This is a genomic window from Thiomicrolovo immobilis (genome assembly GCF_039645955.1).
GTDB lineage: Bacteria > Campylobacterota > Campylobacteria > Campylobacterales > Sulfurimonadaceae > Thiomicrolovo > Thiomicrolovo diazotrophicus.
On the sequence record NZ_CP147916.1, the window covers coordinates 2,472,077 to 2,486,432 of the forward strand.

The following is a 14,356-nucleotide window of genomic DNA, read 5'->3' on the forward strand; positions in this document are numbered from 1 at the left end:
GCAGCGCTCCTGGGGGCGCAGGCATCCTACCGATTTCATTGCGTATTTCTTTCTGCAAATGAATAAGTATTCAGTTTTATATTAATTATAGTCTTGTTATGTAAAATTAAACTAAAAAAACGTCACTCTTATATAGCTTTGGAACCGGGAAAGGCGAAGGATGTCAACGCTTCAACACTGTCCCTACTGTCAAGGAAGTATTTACCGTCTGGGAGACGGCCGGTACAAGTGCGGGCGCTGCCGCCGAAAAGTCAGTCCCGCGCGCGTCGCGAAGGTACGAACGCTCATCGCGAGCTTCTCCCGGGACGAAAATGCCAGCGTCTCCGCCGAAGCGCTGGGACTGTCCTACGTCTCGGTCCACCGCTATTTCGGACAGTTCAGGCAGTTGTGCGCCCGCATCTGCGAGGATGAATACGAGACGAGACGGCACCTCTCCTGCGAATACGAGGAGTATTTCTACCTGGAGCGGGCCAAAAAGCGGCGCAAAAACGCCGTGTTCGATGCCCACAACTTTCTCACCTTCGATTACGAGGGGCATCTCTACACCATTGTCATGCCCTCCCTGCAGCAGTTTCGTAACCAGTTCATCGAAGATGACCTCGAATCCGTCTACGCGGAGGAGTTCGCCCGTTTCCGGCGCCAGAGCCGCCTTATCAAGATCTCCTCGCGGCATAACAACATCGTCCGCTTCTGGGAATACTTTGAAGCGAACATCCTCCGTTACCGGGGCGTATGCGACGAAAGCTTTCCCCTCTATCTCAAGGAGATGGAGTTCAAGTTCAACCACCCCGCCTCCGAACGGGAGCGGCTGCTGATCGATTACTACTTCAAGGAGCACGAATGATTCAAGCGACCACCGCCGTCCTGGGGGTCGGCAACATTCTCGAAAATGACGACGGCATCGCCGTCTACGCCGCGGCCTACCTCGATGCCAACTACCGCTTTGAGCCTTCAGTACGCATCATCAACGGCGGGGTCGAGGGGATCAATCTCCTCGACGTCTTTATCGAGCACGAACGGGTGCTGATCCTCGACGCGATCGACATCGACGACGACGCGGGGAGCATCTATCATATCCCGGCGTCCGAGCTCACCGGTTACGGTCTGGGAAACGGGGGCGCGCATGAAGTGGGGGTGATCCAGTGCCTTGACATGCTGGAGCTGATGGGGAGGCCGCAGCCCGAATCGAGTGTACTGGGAATCGTGCCCGAACGCGTGGAAGTGCGCATCGGGCTTTCACCCTCCCTCACCGCCGCGTTCGAACGCTATGTCGAGAGCGCATTGAAAATTTTGCAAACCGCCGGCATTGACGTGCAGCGGCGCGAACCCGGCAGCTCCCTCGCGGAGGTTATCGAAGCCTTCCAGGCCTCCGGCGTCTCCTAGAAGCCCCGCCCCAGGGCGACGCTGGGGGCGGCGAAGGTCTCAAGGATCGTCTCCAGGGTCACGCCGTCGTCCGATCGCTTTGTGCAGACGACGCCGGCGTGGGCCAAACGCGCCGTTATCGTTTCAATGTAGCGCTCCCAGGCGGCGCGCAACGGCGCGGAGAGCCCGACTTCGACGGAGATGATGTCGTCGGGCACGATGCTGATGACAGAGGTTTCGGCCATATTGCCCGTCAGCGAACAGATCTGCAGCATCTCCGCTATTTCCACCTCGTTGGCCGTTTTTTTGATGAGCGATCCCTCCAAAAAGGTATCGCAGTCGCGCACGGTCACCGTGCCGGCGGGCACATCCTCGTCCGAAGCCGTATTGACGATCAGCACCTCGTCATACTCCTGCAGCAGCGGCATCAGCCCAAACCCGAGCGTCCCGCCGTCGACGATATCGACGCCCGGTTCGAAGGTGTAGTTCTCTTTGAGGTATTTGGCCGCGTAAAGCCCGATTCCCTCATCCTTGAAAAACGCGTTTCCCGATCCGATCAGTGCGATACGGTTCATTCCTTCCCTCCTTGTCGGTACAGTGCATGGTAAAGCTGCCCCAGGGCGACGCCGCCGTCGTTGACGGGCGTTTCGCGCTGGACATAATAGCGGATCCCGAGCTCTTCCAAGGCGTCGCAGGCCATGGCCGTCAGTGTCCGGTTTTGAAAAACGCCCCCGCTGAGCATCACCGGCATGCCGGGATGGCGCTGCGCAATCTCAGTGATCACTCCGGTGAGCGCTGCGTGCAGCCCCGCCGCCGCCCGGGCGGGGGCTTCAAGGGTCTGACGCAGCAGCGGCTCCCAGTCGATCACCCCCTCTTCCACGGCGAAGGCAAATTCCCCGGGCAGCACCGTCCCGGCCGCCGCTTCCAGCCGCATCCCGCTTTCGCCCTCGTAGCCGAGGGTCTGCGCGCACCCCGTCAGTGACGCCACGGCATCAAAAAGGCGGCCGACGGAGCTGCTTTCTGGAGCATTCAGGCCGCGCTGCCATATGGTATGAAGCGTCCTGATCTCCTCGGGTGTGAAACTCCCGACGGTCGGATGCGCCATCGCAAGCACGCCCTCAAGGCTATAACACTCAAATAACAGCGATAACGCCACCCGTCTCGGCTCCCGCACGGCCTGTTCCCCGCCGAGCAGCCGGAAGGGGCGGAAGTGGTATGCCCGTTCAAAACGCTGCGGATCGGCCAGAAGCACCTCGCCGCCCCAGAGCGTCCCGTCGCTCCCGTATCCGGTGCCATCGAAACAGAACGCCAGCACCGGCTCATCCAGCCCGTATTCGGCCATGCAGGCCAGCGCGTGGGCATAATGGTGCTGCACCCGCACAAGCGCCGTGCCGGGATGCGCCGCGTGGAACGCTTCCGCCCACTTGGTCGTTTCATACCCCGGGTGCAGGTCGCAGACGACGATGTCGGGTTCGAAGGCGTAAAAACGTTTGAACGTTTCGAGGGTGCGCTCAAAATACTCAAAGGCGTCGACGGAGACGAGGTCCCCGATGTGCGGTGAGAGCACGATGTTTTTATCGAATCCCAGCGCGATCGTGCTCTTCTGATTGGCTCCGACGGCAAGGATCCTGCCCGGTGCTTCAAAAGACAGCGGCAGGCTTCTGGGGGCATACCCCCGCGCCATCCGCAACATCAGCGTGCGGGAGCCGGCCACGGTCACGACGCTGTCGTCGCAGGCGTTGACGATCTCCCGGTCGACGTCCAGCACCGCGTCGACGACACTGCCCAGTTTCTCCCGCACCTGCACCGCGTCGGTGAGAATGGGCTCCTCGCTGATATTGGCGCTTGTGGCGACGACGGGCCGCTGCAAACGGTCCATCAGGAGCAGGTGCAGCGGCGTATAGGGCAGAAAGACGCCGATGCGGTCGATGCCCGGGGCAATCGGCTCCCCGAAAGCAAGCGCCGCTTTTTTCCGCACGACGACAATAGGACGTGTGTTAGAGAGGATGAGCCGCTCCTCCGCGTCGCTCAGCGCCGCGGCCTCCCGGATCATCTCCAGGGAGGGGAACATCACGGCCAGCGGTTTGCTCGGGCGCCTTTTGCGCTCGCGCAGGCGCGCCACGGCGGCGCCGTTCGTCGCATCGCACATCAGGTGAAAGCCCCCCAGCCCTTTGACCGCGACGATCCGGCCGTCGGCAAGCAGCGCCGCTGCCCTGTCGATGCTCTCGTGCTCCGTCCCGATCGCCGCACCCGAGGGATCGGTCAGGGCAAGGTGCGGGCCGCACTCATAACAGCTGATCGGCTGGGCGTGATAACGCCTGTTAGCCGGGTCGTTATACTCGTGCGCGCACTGCGGGCACATGGCAAAAGGGGCCATCGAGGTCTGCGGCCGGTCATAGGGAAGTGCGCGGATGATGCTGTAGCGCGGACCGCAGTCGGTGCAGTTGATCAGCGGGTAGCGGTAACGGCGGTTCGCGGGGTCGAAAAGCTCGGCGGCGCAGGCATCGCACACGGCCATGTCCGGCGAGACCATCGTTTTTGCCGCACTGCTCTCGGAGCCCCGGATGGCAAAGGCCGTTTCGCCGAGAGGAGCCAGGACGTCGCGATGCACCTCATCGATCCGCGCCAGCGGCGGCGGGGATGCCGTCAAAGCCCTCTCGAACGCCTCCAGGGACGCCGGGAGACCTTCCACCTCGATTTCAACGCCGTCGCCGTCGTTGAGCACATGGCCGCCCACCCCTTCTCGGACGGCGAGCTGGTAAACGAAGGGGCGGAAACCGACACCCTGGACGATGCCGCGGATTCGGAACCGGAGGCGTTTAGAGGTAGACGCAGCCGACAACGGCATTCTCCCTGCCAATGGGGTAGTTGACGTTCATCAGCGGGGGCGTGGCCTTCAGGTTACGCTGCATGCGGCTGAAAAGCGACTGCTGTGCGAAATGGGCGCCGCAGAGAATAAAATGCTCCGCTTTTGTTTTGTCTTTGATCTGCTGCATCAGGTCGTTGAAGTAGTCGCCGAAGGATTCGAAGATGGAGTAGGCGATCATCTCCGTCTCCACCCCTGCCAGGCGGTAGCTCACCAGGCTGGCCAGGAAGGCCGCGTGGTCGAAACGGTTGTCCTTGACGTGCGTATCGACCTGTACCCCGCCCTTTCCGTAAAAGCCCAATGCCGCTTTGCTGACCCCGGAGAAGTTCTCCTCCTCCAGTTCCAACACGGCGGCGGCCGCTTCGAAGAGGCTCGTCGCGCTGCGCTCCTGCAGCGCTTCGACGCGTGCATAGGCAGCGGGCAGTCCCTTCTTGAAGTTTTGTACCAGCCTGTCGGAACCTTCGCGCAGGGAGGCGATCTTCTCCAACAGCCCCTCGGGTGCGAAGGCGATAGGCGGGACCAGCCGGATCACCTTTCGCCCGTCATAATAGAGGAAAGAGGGTTCGTCGTCGAAATGGGCGCCGACGCACTTCTGCCCGAAGAGGCCATGTTCCGCGACGACCGACATAAACGACGCCTCGTCCTGGGCGGCGGGGCGCTGATGCGTATGCCACTGCTCCTCCGACTCCCCCTCCAGCACGACGGCATTCTCGACCGTCACGCTGCCGAAATGCTCCGGTCGGTCGAACACGACGCGCTCCCCTTCGGGCACCCCGACCAGGCCGTGCGCCATCCCGAGGGTCTGCGACGCCGGCGCCATGCGCGACGGGAAACTCACCCGCTCGCCGGCGGCGACGAAACGGACATCCTTATTGATAAAGAGGTACTGGTCGCTCTGGGAAGAGAGCTCCAGGTCATACTCCATCCGCAGGTCCGCGTCGCTCCGGGCGTCCGCCTCCTCGTAGTAGACGTAATCCACCCCCAGGCGCTGCAGCTCCGTCGCCAGCAGGATCGTAAAGCCGTCGTCGGGGTATTTCACATCCGCCGTGCGGCCGGCAACCGCCTGAAGCTCCGGGGCTTTGACCGACACATGCAGCACGGGACGTTCGATGCCCAGCAGCGCATGGAACTCTTCGCCGATCAGGGAGAGGTAGTCGGTGATCTTCTCCGCATCGATCATCAGGATCACGGCGTTGCCGAGTCCCTCGGGGCTCAGTTGAAAGCGGCGGTAGCCCATCGTCGTTTTGACCAGCAGCGACTTGGCATCGGCAACGGCCTTGGCCGCCACCTCGAACATCGTTCTGAAGCTTCCGGCATCATTGGCATAGCGCTCGCGCCCCCCGCTTTCCAGGCGCACGGGCACGCCGCAGGCGTGGCAGCTGTTAAGGTGGTCCTTCTCCCGGCGGCCGTGCGTCTCCTGCTCCGATTCGCATGCCGTGCAGGGGCGCAGGTAGGAGAGGGCGCTGTTGGCGCGCTCAAAGGGGTACGCTTCGAAAAAAGCGTACTGCCCCCCGCACTGTGCGCAGTGGGTGAAGGGGTAGTAGTAGCGGCGCGACGAAGGATCGAAAAGCTCCTTTTGGCATGCGGGGCAGAGGCCGAGCCCCAGCGGGGGCGCATCGACCAGTTCCGGCAGCGTATCCGGTTCTCCCGCCGCCTCGTAGTGCCGGCTGCCGCTGAGATGCCAGGAGGCGGGAAGCCGCTCGGCGATGGCGCCGATACACGCCTCCAGTTCCGGGTGCTCCGAGGCAAATGCACAGGAGAGCGTCCCTTTTGACTGGACAATCTTTGCCGGTACGCCGAATTCACGGGCAATGCCGGCGATACAGTTACGCAGGTAAAATTGGGACGAGCTGCTCTGCAGTTCCATCACGAAGGCCATAGGGGGTCCTTTGAACGGTCATCACACCCTCACCGGGGGCTGAAACCTTGTTATCTTAGCATAGTTTGGGAGGTTGAAAACGTCCCGGGTGCCCCGGAACGCGGGGGAAAATCCTGCTGCTTAGGATTCCTGCTCTTTGGCGAACTTGCTGCCGCCGAAGACAATGGCGATATCCCCCTCTTTCCAGAAGATCGTCCGCCATATCTGGTAGTAGATATGGAAAGCGACCCAGGTTAGGATGAGCCACATCGATTCATGGTGCGAAATGCGCACATCCATCAGCGTTCCGCCCGTTACCGGGATGGTCCAGTCGGTGGCAAGGTGCAGCAGCGCCGGCCACCACGCCCCGATCGAACTCTGGCCGGACTCCAGTCCGTGAACATAGAGCTGCAGCCCGGTAAAGAGCATCCAGATCAGGAGCAAGTGGAAAATCGTAAAATAGACCGTGTTGAAACTGTCACTGTGCGTCGAATCAAACTTCTTGCGCCGGTTGAGCGTGACGAGGTTCAAAAGCACCTCGCCAAACTCGGCAATGTTTTTGCCGGTGGGAATAAGCTTCTTGTACGGCATCTCGAAACGGCTGAAAAAATAGAGATAGGCGACGACGATGGAGGTGACGTCAAAGATGATCGCCACGATAAAGTGCCCCCACCGGTTCCACGCCATCACATATTTGTCCACCGCACCGTCGGCGATGAGCGTCTGGTAGTACGGGTGCCCTATGTAGAGCCCGGTGATCACGGCAGCCACCATCGAAATCGCGTTGGCCCAGTGGATGATGCGCATGGCGCCCGTCATCCGCTTAACCTGTTTACGTTCGGATTTCATGGGATCTCCTTAGATACTGCACTGGCTGTCGAGCTTGTAAACACCCAGCGATTTGCCCTTGGTATCGACGACGTGCACGGCACAGGCGATACAGGGGTCAAAACTGTGAATGGTCCGGATGATCTCCAGCGGCTGTTCCGGATCGGCGACCTTGGTCCCGATCAGGCTCGCCTCGTAAGCGCCCATCCGTCCTTTATAGTCCCGCGGACCCGCGTTCCAGGTGGAAGGGACGACGGCCTGATAGTTGGCTACCTTCCCGTCTTCAACGCGGACCCAGTGTCCCAGGGATCCGCGCGGCGCTTCGGCCAGGCCCATCCCCTTGGTTTTCACACTCACCTTGTCGAAGTCGAACTCCGTCCAGGTGCGCAGGTCGCCGGCCGCCGCGTTGGCGGCAAGTTCGTCGACCCACTCTACCAGCGCATCCGCCATCAGTTCGGTCTCAATGGCACGGCCCGCCGTACGGCCGACGGTACTGAACAGTACCGATACCGGCAGGTTGCCGCGCTTGAGGAAGTTCGTCACGTACTTCGTGATACGCTCGTCCTTGCTCGCCACCCCGACGATCATCCGTGCCAGCGGCCCGACCTCGACGCGGGTATCGTTGTACATCGGCGTCTTGATCCAGCTGTACTTTTCCCCTGTCTTCAGGTAGGCGATGCCGTCATCACGCTTATCGAGGCCCGTATATTTCGGGATCGTCTGCCCGTTGTACGGGTGCAACGGTTCGCTCCCCTCGTACCAGGAGTGCGTGACGTCTTCAGCGATCTTCTCATGGTCGACCGGCTCGACCTTGCTCAGGTCGCCCCCGTAGACAATACCGCTCGGGAAGAGGGTTTTCGCATTGTAGAACCCGGTGTCGTCCAGGCGGAAGTCGCCGTAGCTCATGTAGTTGAGCAGACCGCCGCCGGTCCCGCCGACGCCTTTGCCGCCGATGAGTTCCGTAAACGTCGCTTTGGAGTCCGTCGCTTCGTCTGCGTACATCGTCCCCGCCATGTAAACGTCAGGCAGATAGGCCTGCTTGATAAATTTGTTCGTGTCGGTCAGCAGCTGTTTGAACAGCGCAATGCGCGCCGGATTCTCAATATCCTGGACACAGGTGACGCCGCCGACGACGATGGATTGCGGGTGTGGGTTCTTCCCGCCGAAGATCGCCTGCATCTTCGCCATATCACGCTGAATATCCAGGGCCTGGAGGTAGTGCGCTACCCCGATCAGGTTCTGTTCCGGCGTGAGCTTGTAATGTTTGTTCCCCCAGTAGCCGTTGCCGAAGATCCCCAGCCGGCCCTGTTTGACGAACTTCGCGACACGTTCCTGGATCGCTTTGAACTCGCTCGGGCCGTCCGTGTACGGTGAAACGCCTGCGACAGCGGCCCATTTGCGTGCCTCTTCCGCCGTTTTGTCGGGATCGGCCGACAGTGCGGAAACGACGTCGACAAAGTCCAGTGCATGCAGGTGGTAAAAGTGCACAAGGTGGTCATGCACATACAGTGACCCCTGGATCAGGTTACGTACGATCCGTGCATTTTTCGGAATCGTAATATCAAAAGCATCCTCGACGGCCTCGATGGAACGCTGGTAATGCGTCCCGGTACAGACACCGCAGATACGCATGGCCAGCAACCCGCAGTCCCGCGGATCGCGCCCCTGAAGGATCGTTTCGATCCCCCGGAACATTGTCGAGGAGCTGTAGGCATCCACGATGGTGTTGTTTTCATCAATCACCGCCTCGATACGCAGGTGTCCTTCGATCCGCGTAATCGGGTCGACTACAATATGTCTCTTGCTCATTATCCTTCTCCTCCCTCTTCTTTCTTACCGGCAACTGCACTGGCGACGGCATGAATACCGATACCGATACCCGCCGCCGTCAGGAGACCGAGACCGAACTGGTCCACGGTCTTTTCGACACCGCCGGTCGGTGCTTTGATATTCGCATTGGCCATCGGCCGCTCATAGGCGTATTTGTCCCAGAAGTCCGGTTCGGCACAGCCGATACAGCCGCGACCGACGCCGATCGGCCAGTTGACCCCTTCGTTGTAGCGGATAATGGAGCAGTTGTTAAAGGTCATCGGTCCTTTACACCCCATTTTATAGAGACAGAAGTTGTTCTTCGCACCTTCGTCGCCCCACTCCTCGACGTACTCGCCCGCGTCGAAGTGCGCACGGCGTTCGCAGTTGTCGTGGATACGGTATCCGAACGCGAATTTCGGACGCAACAGGGAGTCAAGCTCCGGCACCTGCCCGGTGAGGGCATAATGCAGGACAACGCCGACCATATTCGCCGGGTTCGCCGGGCAGGCCGGGATGTTGATCACCGGTTTGCCCTTGATAACGTCCATTACCCCGACGGCTCCCGTCGGGTTCGGCGCCGCGGCGGGAATACCGCCGAAGGTCGCACAGGCACCGACCGCCACAATGGCGGCGGCGTCTTCGGCGACACGGTTCAGGTGATCCAGAAAGTTCTCGCCGGAGGCACCGATGGTACACCACTCCCTGCCGACACCGACGGGAATGGAGCCCTCGACAAAGAGAAGGTAGTTCCCTTTAAAGTGCTCCATCGCATCTTCAAGCTGTTTCTCCGCCTGGTGTCCCGCCGGTGCCATCAGCGACTCGTGGAACTCCAGCGAAATGATGTCGAGAACGATCTCGTCGATCTTCGGCCCGTCGCTGCGGAGCAGCGCTTCGGAGTTGCCCGCACAGTCCTGAAGCTCGAGCCAGATAACCGGCAGGCGGTTCATCAGTTCGGCGGCTTCCGCGACAAGCGGCGTGAACATCGGCGGAAGCATCAGCATCGCCGTGACCGCACTGACCCATTTCATAAAGTCACGGCGGTCCTGCCCCTCGTCGCTGAGCAGGGATTCGAAGTCGAGCCGGTTGACCGCCGGCTGCTCCCGCAGAGCGTCCAAACGCGTCCGACACGTATCGAACAGTTGTTGATAATATAGGTCACCCCGGTTCGTATCTACCCTGGCGCTTTTCGAGGTGAAGAGTTTCCGCACCCCATCTATTCGTTCAGCCATCGTTTCCTCCTCGATAAATGAATGATCATTCACCATTCTATGTGCTAATAACTTAAACTTATCTAAAGTTGGGGTTTGGCCCCTTTCCCGGTGAAATTCTTATATCTTTTTGGAACCAGCTTTAGAAGAGATTTTTGTGAAGATCCATATCTATGATAACAATATTTCAAGACACAATGTCTGCCCTGTACGGCCTCTCTGCCCGGTCACATCGGACTAGACGGCGTTTGCCGCCGCCCGCTCCGCTCTTTTGCCGCCCTCGAGGTAGCCTGGCAGTATGGCATGCAGCCTGACGACGTCGCCGAAGACGATAATGGCCGGTCCTTCGACTGCCCCGGCGGCGTCGGCAAGCTTGCCAAGCGTCGTAACCCGCGTCTGCTGATTCGGACGCGTTGCATTGGAAACGATCGCCGCCGGCAGTGTCCGGCTGATACCCCGCTCCAGCGCGGCGTCACGGATGGCCCGGGAAAGCGACAGCCCCATCAGCACCACTGTCGTATGATCAGGCTGCCGGAGCAGATCGATCCACGATAGGTTGGTCTTCGCCCCTTTCAAATGGGCCGAAACAACGGAAAAGTTCGCCGCGTACCCCCGGGCGGTCACGGGGATGCCGGCGACTGCCGGCCCCGCGATCGCCGATGAGATGCCGGCGACCACGCTGACGCGGAACCCTTTTTCGGCCAGGTATGCTGCCTCCTCCGCCCCGCGTCCGAAGATATAGGGGTCGCCGCTTTTGAGCCTGGCGACGCTGCACCCCTTCTCCGCATACTGCACGATCATACGGTTGATCTCATCCTGCGTACGGCTGTGGCACCCCTTGCGCTTGCCCACATAGATCTTGATGCTCTTTGTCGGGATCAGCGCCAGGATCTCCTCGCTGATCAGGTGGTCGTACAGGATGACATCGGCCTCTTTTATAATATGGTACGCCTTGAGCGTCAACAGCTCCACATCCCCGGGGCCGCACCCCACCAGGGAGACGCTGGCGAGCAGGCGACCGGCGGCGTTACGCGTCGCCGCGGCATCGATCATCCCCCCGGAACGTTCGCCGGCTTTCTCCCGTGCGAGTGTTTCGAGCTCCGGCGGCAGGGTGCGCCGTATCTTGTCCCGGACGCACTGCGTCAGCGTGGGACTCGCCCCGTCGCTCGAGACGGCGATCTTAAGCGGCCCGTAGTGCAGCAGGGAAGCGAAGTAAAAGTCGCAAAGAGACGGGACGTCGACAACGTTGAGCAAAAAACCCTTTGCGGCCTTCAGACCGAGCAGCATCTCCGTCACGGCGTTGTCGCCGGTAGCGTCAATGACCACCGAAGCCCCCTTCAGATCGCCGGCTGCCACGTTTTTGCGCAACACTCTGTGCAGGGGCACTCCTTCAAAGCCGGCATGGACGGCGGGTGCAATCACCGTTGCCGCAATGCCGTTGGCCGCAAGGACCTCCGCTTTGTGCAGCCCCACTTTTCCCGCACCGACAAGGACGACCCCGCCCTCTTTGGGCTTAAGTAACACCGGAAGCGATGCCGTTTTCATGTTTCTCTCCTAGACTCCGAATCGTATTTCGGATCGATGCAAGGAGGTAGTCGATATCGGCAACCTCCTGCGAATAGTGCACGCTGATGCGCACCCAGCCCGGACGCGTCTGCAGCTCCGCATCGTCGGGCAGCCCGAGCAGATCGTGCCCGTAGGGTCCAGCGCACGAACAGCCCGCCCGGGTCTGGATCCCCCACGCTTCCGAGAGTCCGGCGCACAGTGTGTAGGGATCGATGCCCTCGACATTGAACGAGACGATCCCGAGGTTCTCTCTCTCCAGATCCCCGTACACCGTACAGCCCGGAATGTCCCTCAGTTCGGAAAGCAGATAGTCCGTGAGCTGCTTTTTGCGGTTTTTGATCCAGGCCAGTCCCAGTTCGTTGCGCAGCTGGTAGGCGAGTGCGGCCCGAATGAGCTGCAATATCCCCGGCGTGCCCGCATCCTCCCGGCTCTCCTTCTCGTCGATGAAACGGTGTTCGCTCCGGTTCACGTACGTCACGGTGCCCCCGCCGGCGAACGTCGGCGCGACCGTATCGTTGATCAGCGATTTGCGAATGACCAGCAGCCCGCACGACCCCGGCCCCCCGAGCAGTTTGTGCGGGGAGAGGAACATGGCGTCGTAGAGCTTGCTGGGCACGTTCATATACGGCGACGACGCGGCCGCGTCGAAACAGACCATCGCGCCGTAACGGCGCAGCAGACGCGAGATGCGCTGATAGGGGGTGATGATCCCCGTCACGTTCGAAGCGATGCAGAACGCCCCGATCACCTCCCGGTGGCGGTTCGCCTGCAGCAGCATCTCCATGTACTCCAGGTCGATCTCCCCTTCGGCATCGAACCCGATGCGCACGGTGTCGCAGATCCCTTCGCGGTAGCTGATCTCGTTCGAATGGTGCTCGTAGGGGCCGACGATGACCAGCGGCCGGTTCTTGGGCCGTACCCGTACGATACAGCGTTTCCGCGTCGCCGGGGGGATGTAGACCCCCAGGATCTCCTGCAGGCGCTTGATCGCCGAGGTGGCGCCGCAGCCGCAGGGCAGGATGGCGAAGGCGTCATCCAGCCCCAGCAGCGTTTTGAGCTGCTCCCGGGCCCCGTTGTAGTAGTGTTCCGTCACCGCCGCCATCGACGCCTCTTTCGAATGGGTATTCGCATAGGTCTCGAGGACCTCCCGAATCCGCGATTCGATCGGTTCGAACGCCAGCCCCGACGCGGTATAGTCAAAATAGTGTTTCTTGTGGCGGCCGATCGTCTGCTCAGCGACGAAAGTCTTGCGGTTCCCCCGTTTAAGCAACGGCCGAAATAGCTGTTGTGTCATATGCCTGCTCCCGTAAAAATGCTCCAAATGTTTCATACCCGCTGCTAAGATACTGCAGCAGCAGGCGCTCGATAATGCCGGCGGCCTCTTCGGGCGCCACCTTGATGCCGCTCTTTTCACCGAACGCGCTGCGCTCGCCTTCCAGGTGGCCGCCGAAGATCAGCTCGAAACCGTTGATCCGCCGCTCCCCGCGCTTGAGCACGGCCCCCACGAACCCGATGTCGACGATGTGCGGATGCGCACAGGCGTTCGGACAGCCGTTGACGCTGATCGAGACGGGCTCGGTAAAGTCGGGGAAGCGCTCATTCAGGTAGTCGACGATCTCCCGCGCCAGCTCCTTCGTTTCGCTGATGGCGAACTTGCAGAAGTTCAGCCCCGTACACGCCAGCGTTCGCGCTTTGAAGGGGGTGGGATTGGGCGACAGCCCGGCCTGCTCCAGCTCCCCGGTCATGGCGCTGACCCGACTCTCGGGGACGTCGAGCACGACGACGTTCTGCGTCGTCGTGAACTTGGCCCTGCCGGCACGGTGACGCTGCATCGCCTTGGCCAGTTGCAGCAGCCCGCCCCCGCCGATGCGCCCCGACGTCACGGCACAGCCGATGTAGCTCCTGCCCTCGACGCTGCTCGCATGGGCGCCGAAATGGCCCCGCAGGGCGTAGGGCGTGTAGGCCCGGGTCTGCGGCGGCAGCAGCTCGAATCCCAGCAGCGCCTGCAGCCGGGCGACGAAGGCGTCAACTCCCCAGGCATCGACAAGGTGCCCCAGTCGGGCCTTGGAACGGTTTTCACGGTTCCCCTCGTCGCGGTACAGGGTCGCCACCGCCTCGGCGATGGCAACGACCTGCTCCGCCGCCGCATAACCGATATGTGAAGCGATGCGCCGGTTCTTGGCCAGCCCGCCCCCGACGCTGACGTCGAAGAGCACGCGGCCCGACGGGTGATCGACCGCCGTAAAGCTCAGGTCCTGTATCTCGTGGGAGATACAGTGACTGCGGCAGCCGCTGATGCCGATCTTGAACTTGCGCGGCAGGTTCGAAAAATCCCGGTTGTCCCGGAACAGCGCGTTGACCGCCCTGACTAGCGGGCGCACGTCCGCCACGGCCCCGCGGTCAATGCCGTCCACCGGGCAGCTTACGACGTTGCGCGGACAGTCGCCCGCGGCCATCTTCGTACTGAGCCCGACGCGTTCTAACAGGGCGAATATCACCGGCAGATGCCGCACTTCGATCCAATGGAACTGCAGGTCCTGCCGCGTTGTGATATCGGCGCTGCGCCGGGCGTATGCATTGGAGATGTAACCGAGTGTTTTGAGCTGTTCGGTCGTCACCTCCCCCGCCTCAAGCTTGACCCGCAGCATGAAATAGAGCGTCGGGTCCTCCTCGCCCTGGAGGTTTCTGTTCTGGGTGTAGAGCCCGTACCATTTGAACCGGTCGATATCGTCTGGATGCGGGTCGCTGCCGCTGCGGGCATACTCCTCAATCGCGCCGATAACGTCCAGGCCGTCCTTTTCGCGCTTGATGCGCTCCACGCGCTGCGCTTTCGTTTCGGATGCCATGCATCACCTC

Annotated in this window: 11 protein-coding genes; 2 read left to right on the forward strand and 9 right to left on the reverse strand. The window is 61.2% G+C overall.

What is annotated here, in order from left to right; genetic code table 11:
• Positions 1–160 precede the first annotated feature (160 nt).
• On the forward strand, positions 161–844 hold the full coding sequence (locus WCX72_RS12795) for a hypothetical protein (RefSeq protein WP_345970123.1): 684 nt from the start codon (positions 161–163) through the stop codon (positions 842–844).
• A complete protein-coding gene (locus WCX72_RS12800; protein ID WP_345970124.1) occupies positions 841–1,383 on the forward strand; it encodes a hydrogenase maturation protease in 543 nt (180 codons plus the stop codon). The genes WCX72_RS12795 and WCX72_RS12800 overlap by 4 nt, the downstream gene beginning before the upstream one ends.
• Here the strand turns inward: WCX72_RS12800 and WCX72_RS12805 are convergent.
• The 9 genes from WCX72_RS12805 to WCX72_RS12845 all read right to left on the reverse strand — a co-directional run bounded on the left by WCX72_RS12805 (position 1,380) and on the right by WCX72_RS12845 (position 14,346).
• Positions 1,380–1,937 carry a hydrogenase maturation protease gene (locus WCX72_RS12805; protein ID WP_345970125.1) on the reverse strand — a complete coding sequence of 186 codons (558 nt, stop codon included), beginning with the start codon at positions 1,935–1,937 and terminating at the stop codon, positions 1,380–1,382. The genes WCX72_RS12800 and WCX72_RS12805 overlap by 4 nt on opposite strands.
• A complete protein-coding gene (gene hypF, locus WCX72_RS12810; protein ID WP_345970127.1) occupies positions 1,934–4,204 on the reverse strand; it encodes a carbamoyltransferase HypF in 2,271 nt (756 codons plus the stop codon). Before hypF ends, WCX72_RS12805 begins: the two co-directional genes overlap by 4 nt.
• Positions 4,182–6,107: a hypothetical protein gene (locus WCX72_RS12815; RefSeq protein WP_345970128.1), complete on the reverse strand. Its 1,926-nt coding sequence runs from the start codon at positions 6,105–6,107 to the stop codon at positions 4,182–4,184. The genes hypF and WCX72_RS12815 overlap by 23 nt, the downstream gene beginning before the upstream one ends.
• Before the next feature lie 120 nt (positions 6,108–6,227).
• Positions 6,228–6,935: a cytochrome b/b6 domain-containing protein gene (locus WCX72_RS12820; protein ID WP_345970130.1), complete on the reverse strand. Its 708-nt coding sequence runs from the start codon at positions 6,933–6,935 to the stop codon at positions 6,228–6,230.
• Between the two features lie 9 nt (positions 6,936–6,944).
• Positions 6,945–8,723 (reverse strand): nickel-dependent hydrogenase large subunit, encoded by a 1,779-nt coding sequence (locus WCX72_RS12825; protein ID WP_345970131.1) that lies wholly within the window; start codon positions 8,721–8,723, stop codon positions 6,945–6,947.
• Positions 8,723–9,955, reverse strand: coding sequence for a hydrogenase small subunit (locus WCX72_RS12830; RefSeq protein WP_345970132.1), 1,233 nt, complete (start codon positions 9,953–9,955; stop codon positions 8,723–8,725). Before WCX72_RS12830 ends, WCX72_RS12825 begins: the two co-directional genes overlap by 1 nt.
• Positions 9,956–10,171: 216 nt before the next feature.
• Positions 10,172–11,479, reverse strand: coding sequence for a uroporphyrinogen-III C-methyltransferase (cobA, locus tag WCX72_RS12835; protein WP_345970133.1), 1,308 nt, complete (start codon positions 11,477–11,479; stop codon positions 10,172–10,174).
• Positions 11,448–12,794: an aminotransferase class V-fold PLP-dependent enzyme gene (locus tag WCX72_RS12840; protein WP_345970134.1), complete on the reverse strand. Its 1,347-nt coding sequence runs from the start codon at positions 12,792–12,794 to the stop codon at positions 11,448–11,450. Before WCX72_RS12840 ends, cobA begins: the two co-directional genes overlap by 32 nt.
• Positions 12,763–14,346 (reverse strand): nitrite/sulfite reductase, encoded by a 1,584-nt coding sequence (locus tag WCX72_RS12845; protein WP_345970135.1) that lies wholly within the window; start codon positions 14,344–14,346, stop codon positions 12,763–12,765. Before WCX72_RS12845 ends, WCX72_RS12840 begins: the two co-directional genes overlap by 32 nt.
• Between the last annotated feature and the right edge of the window lie 10 nt (positions 14,347–14,356).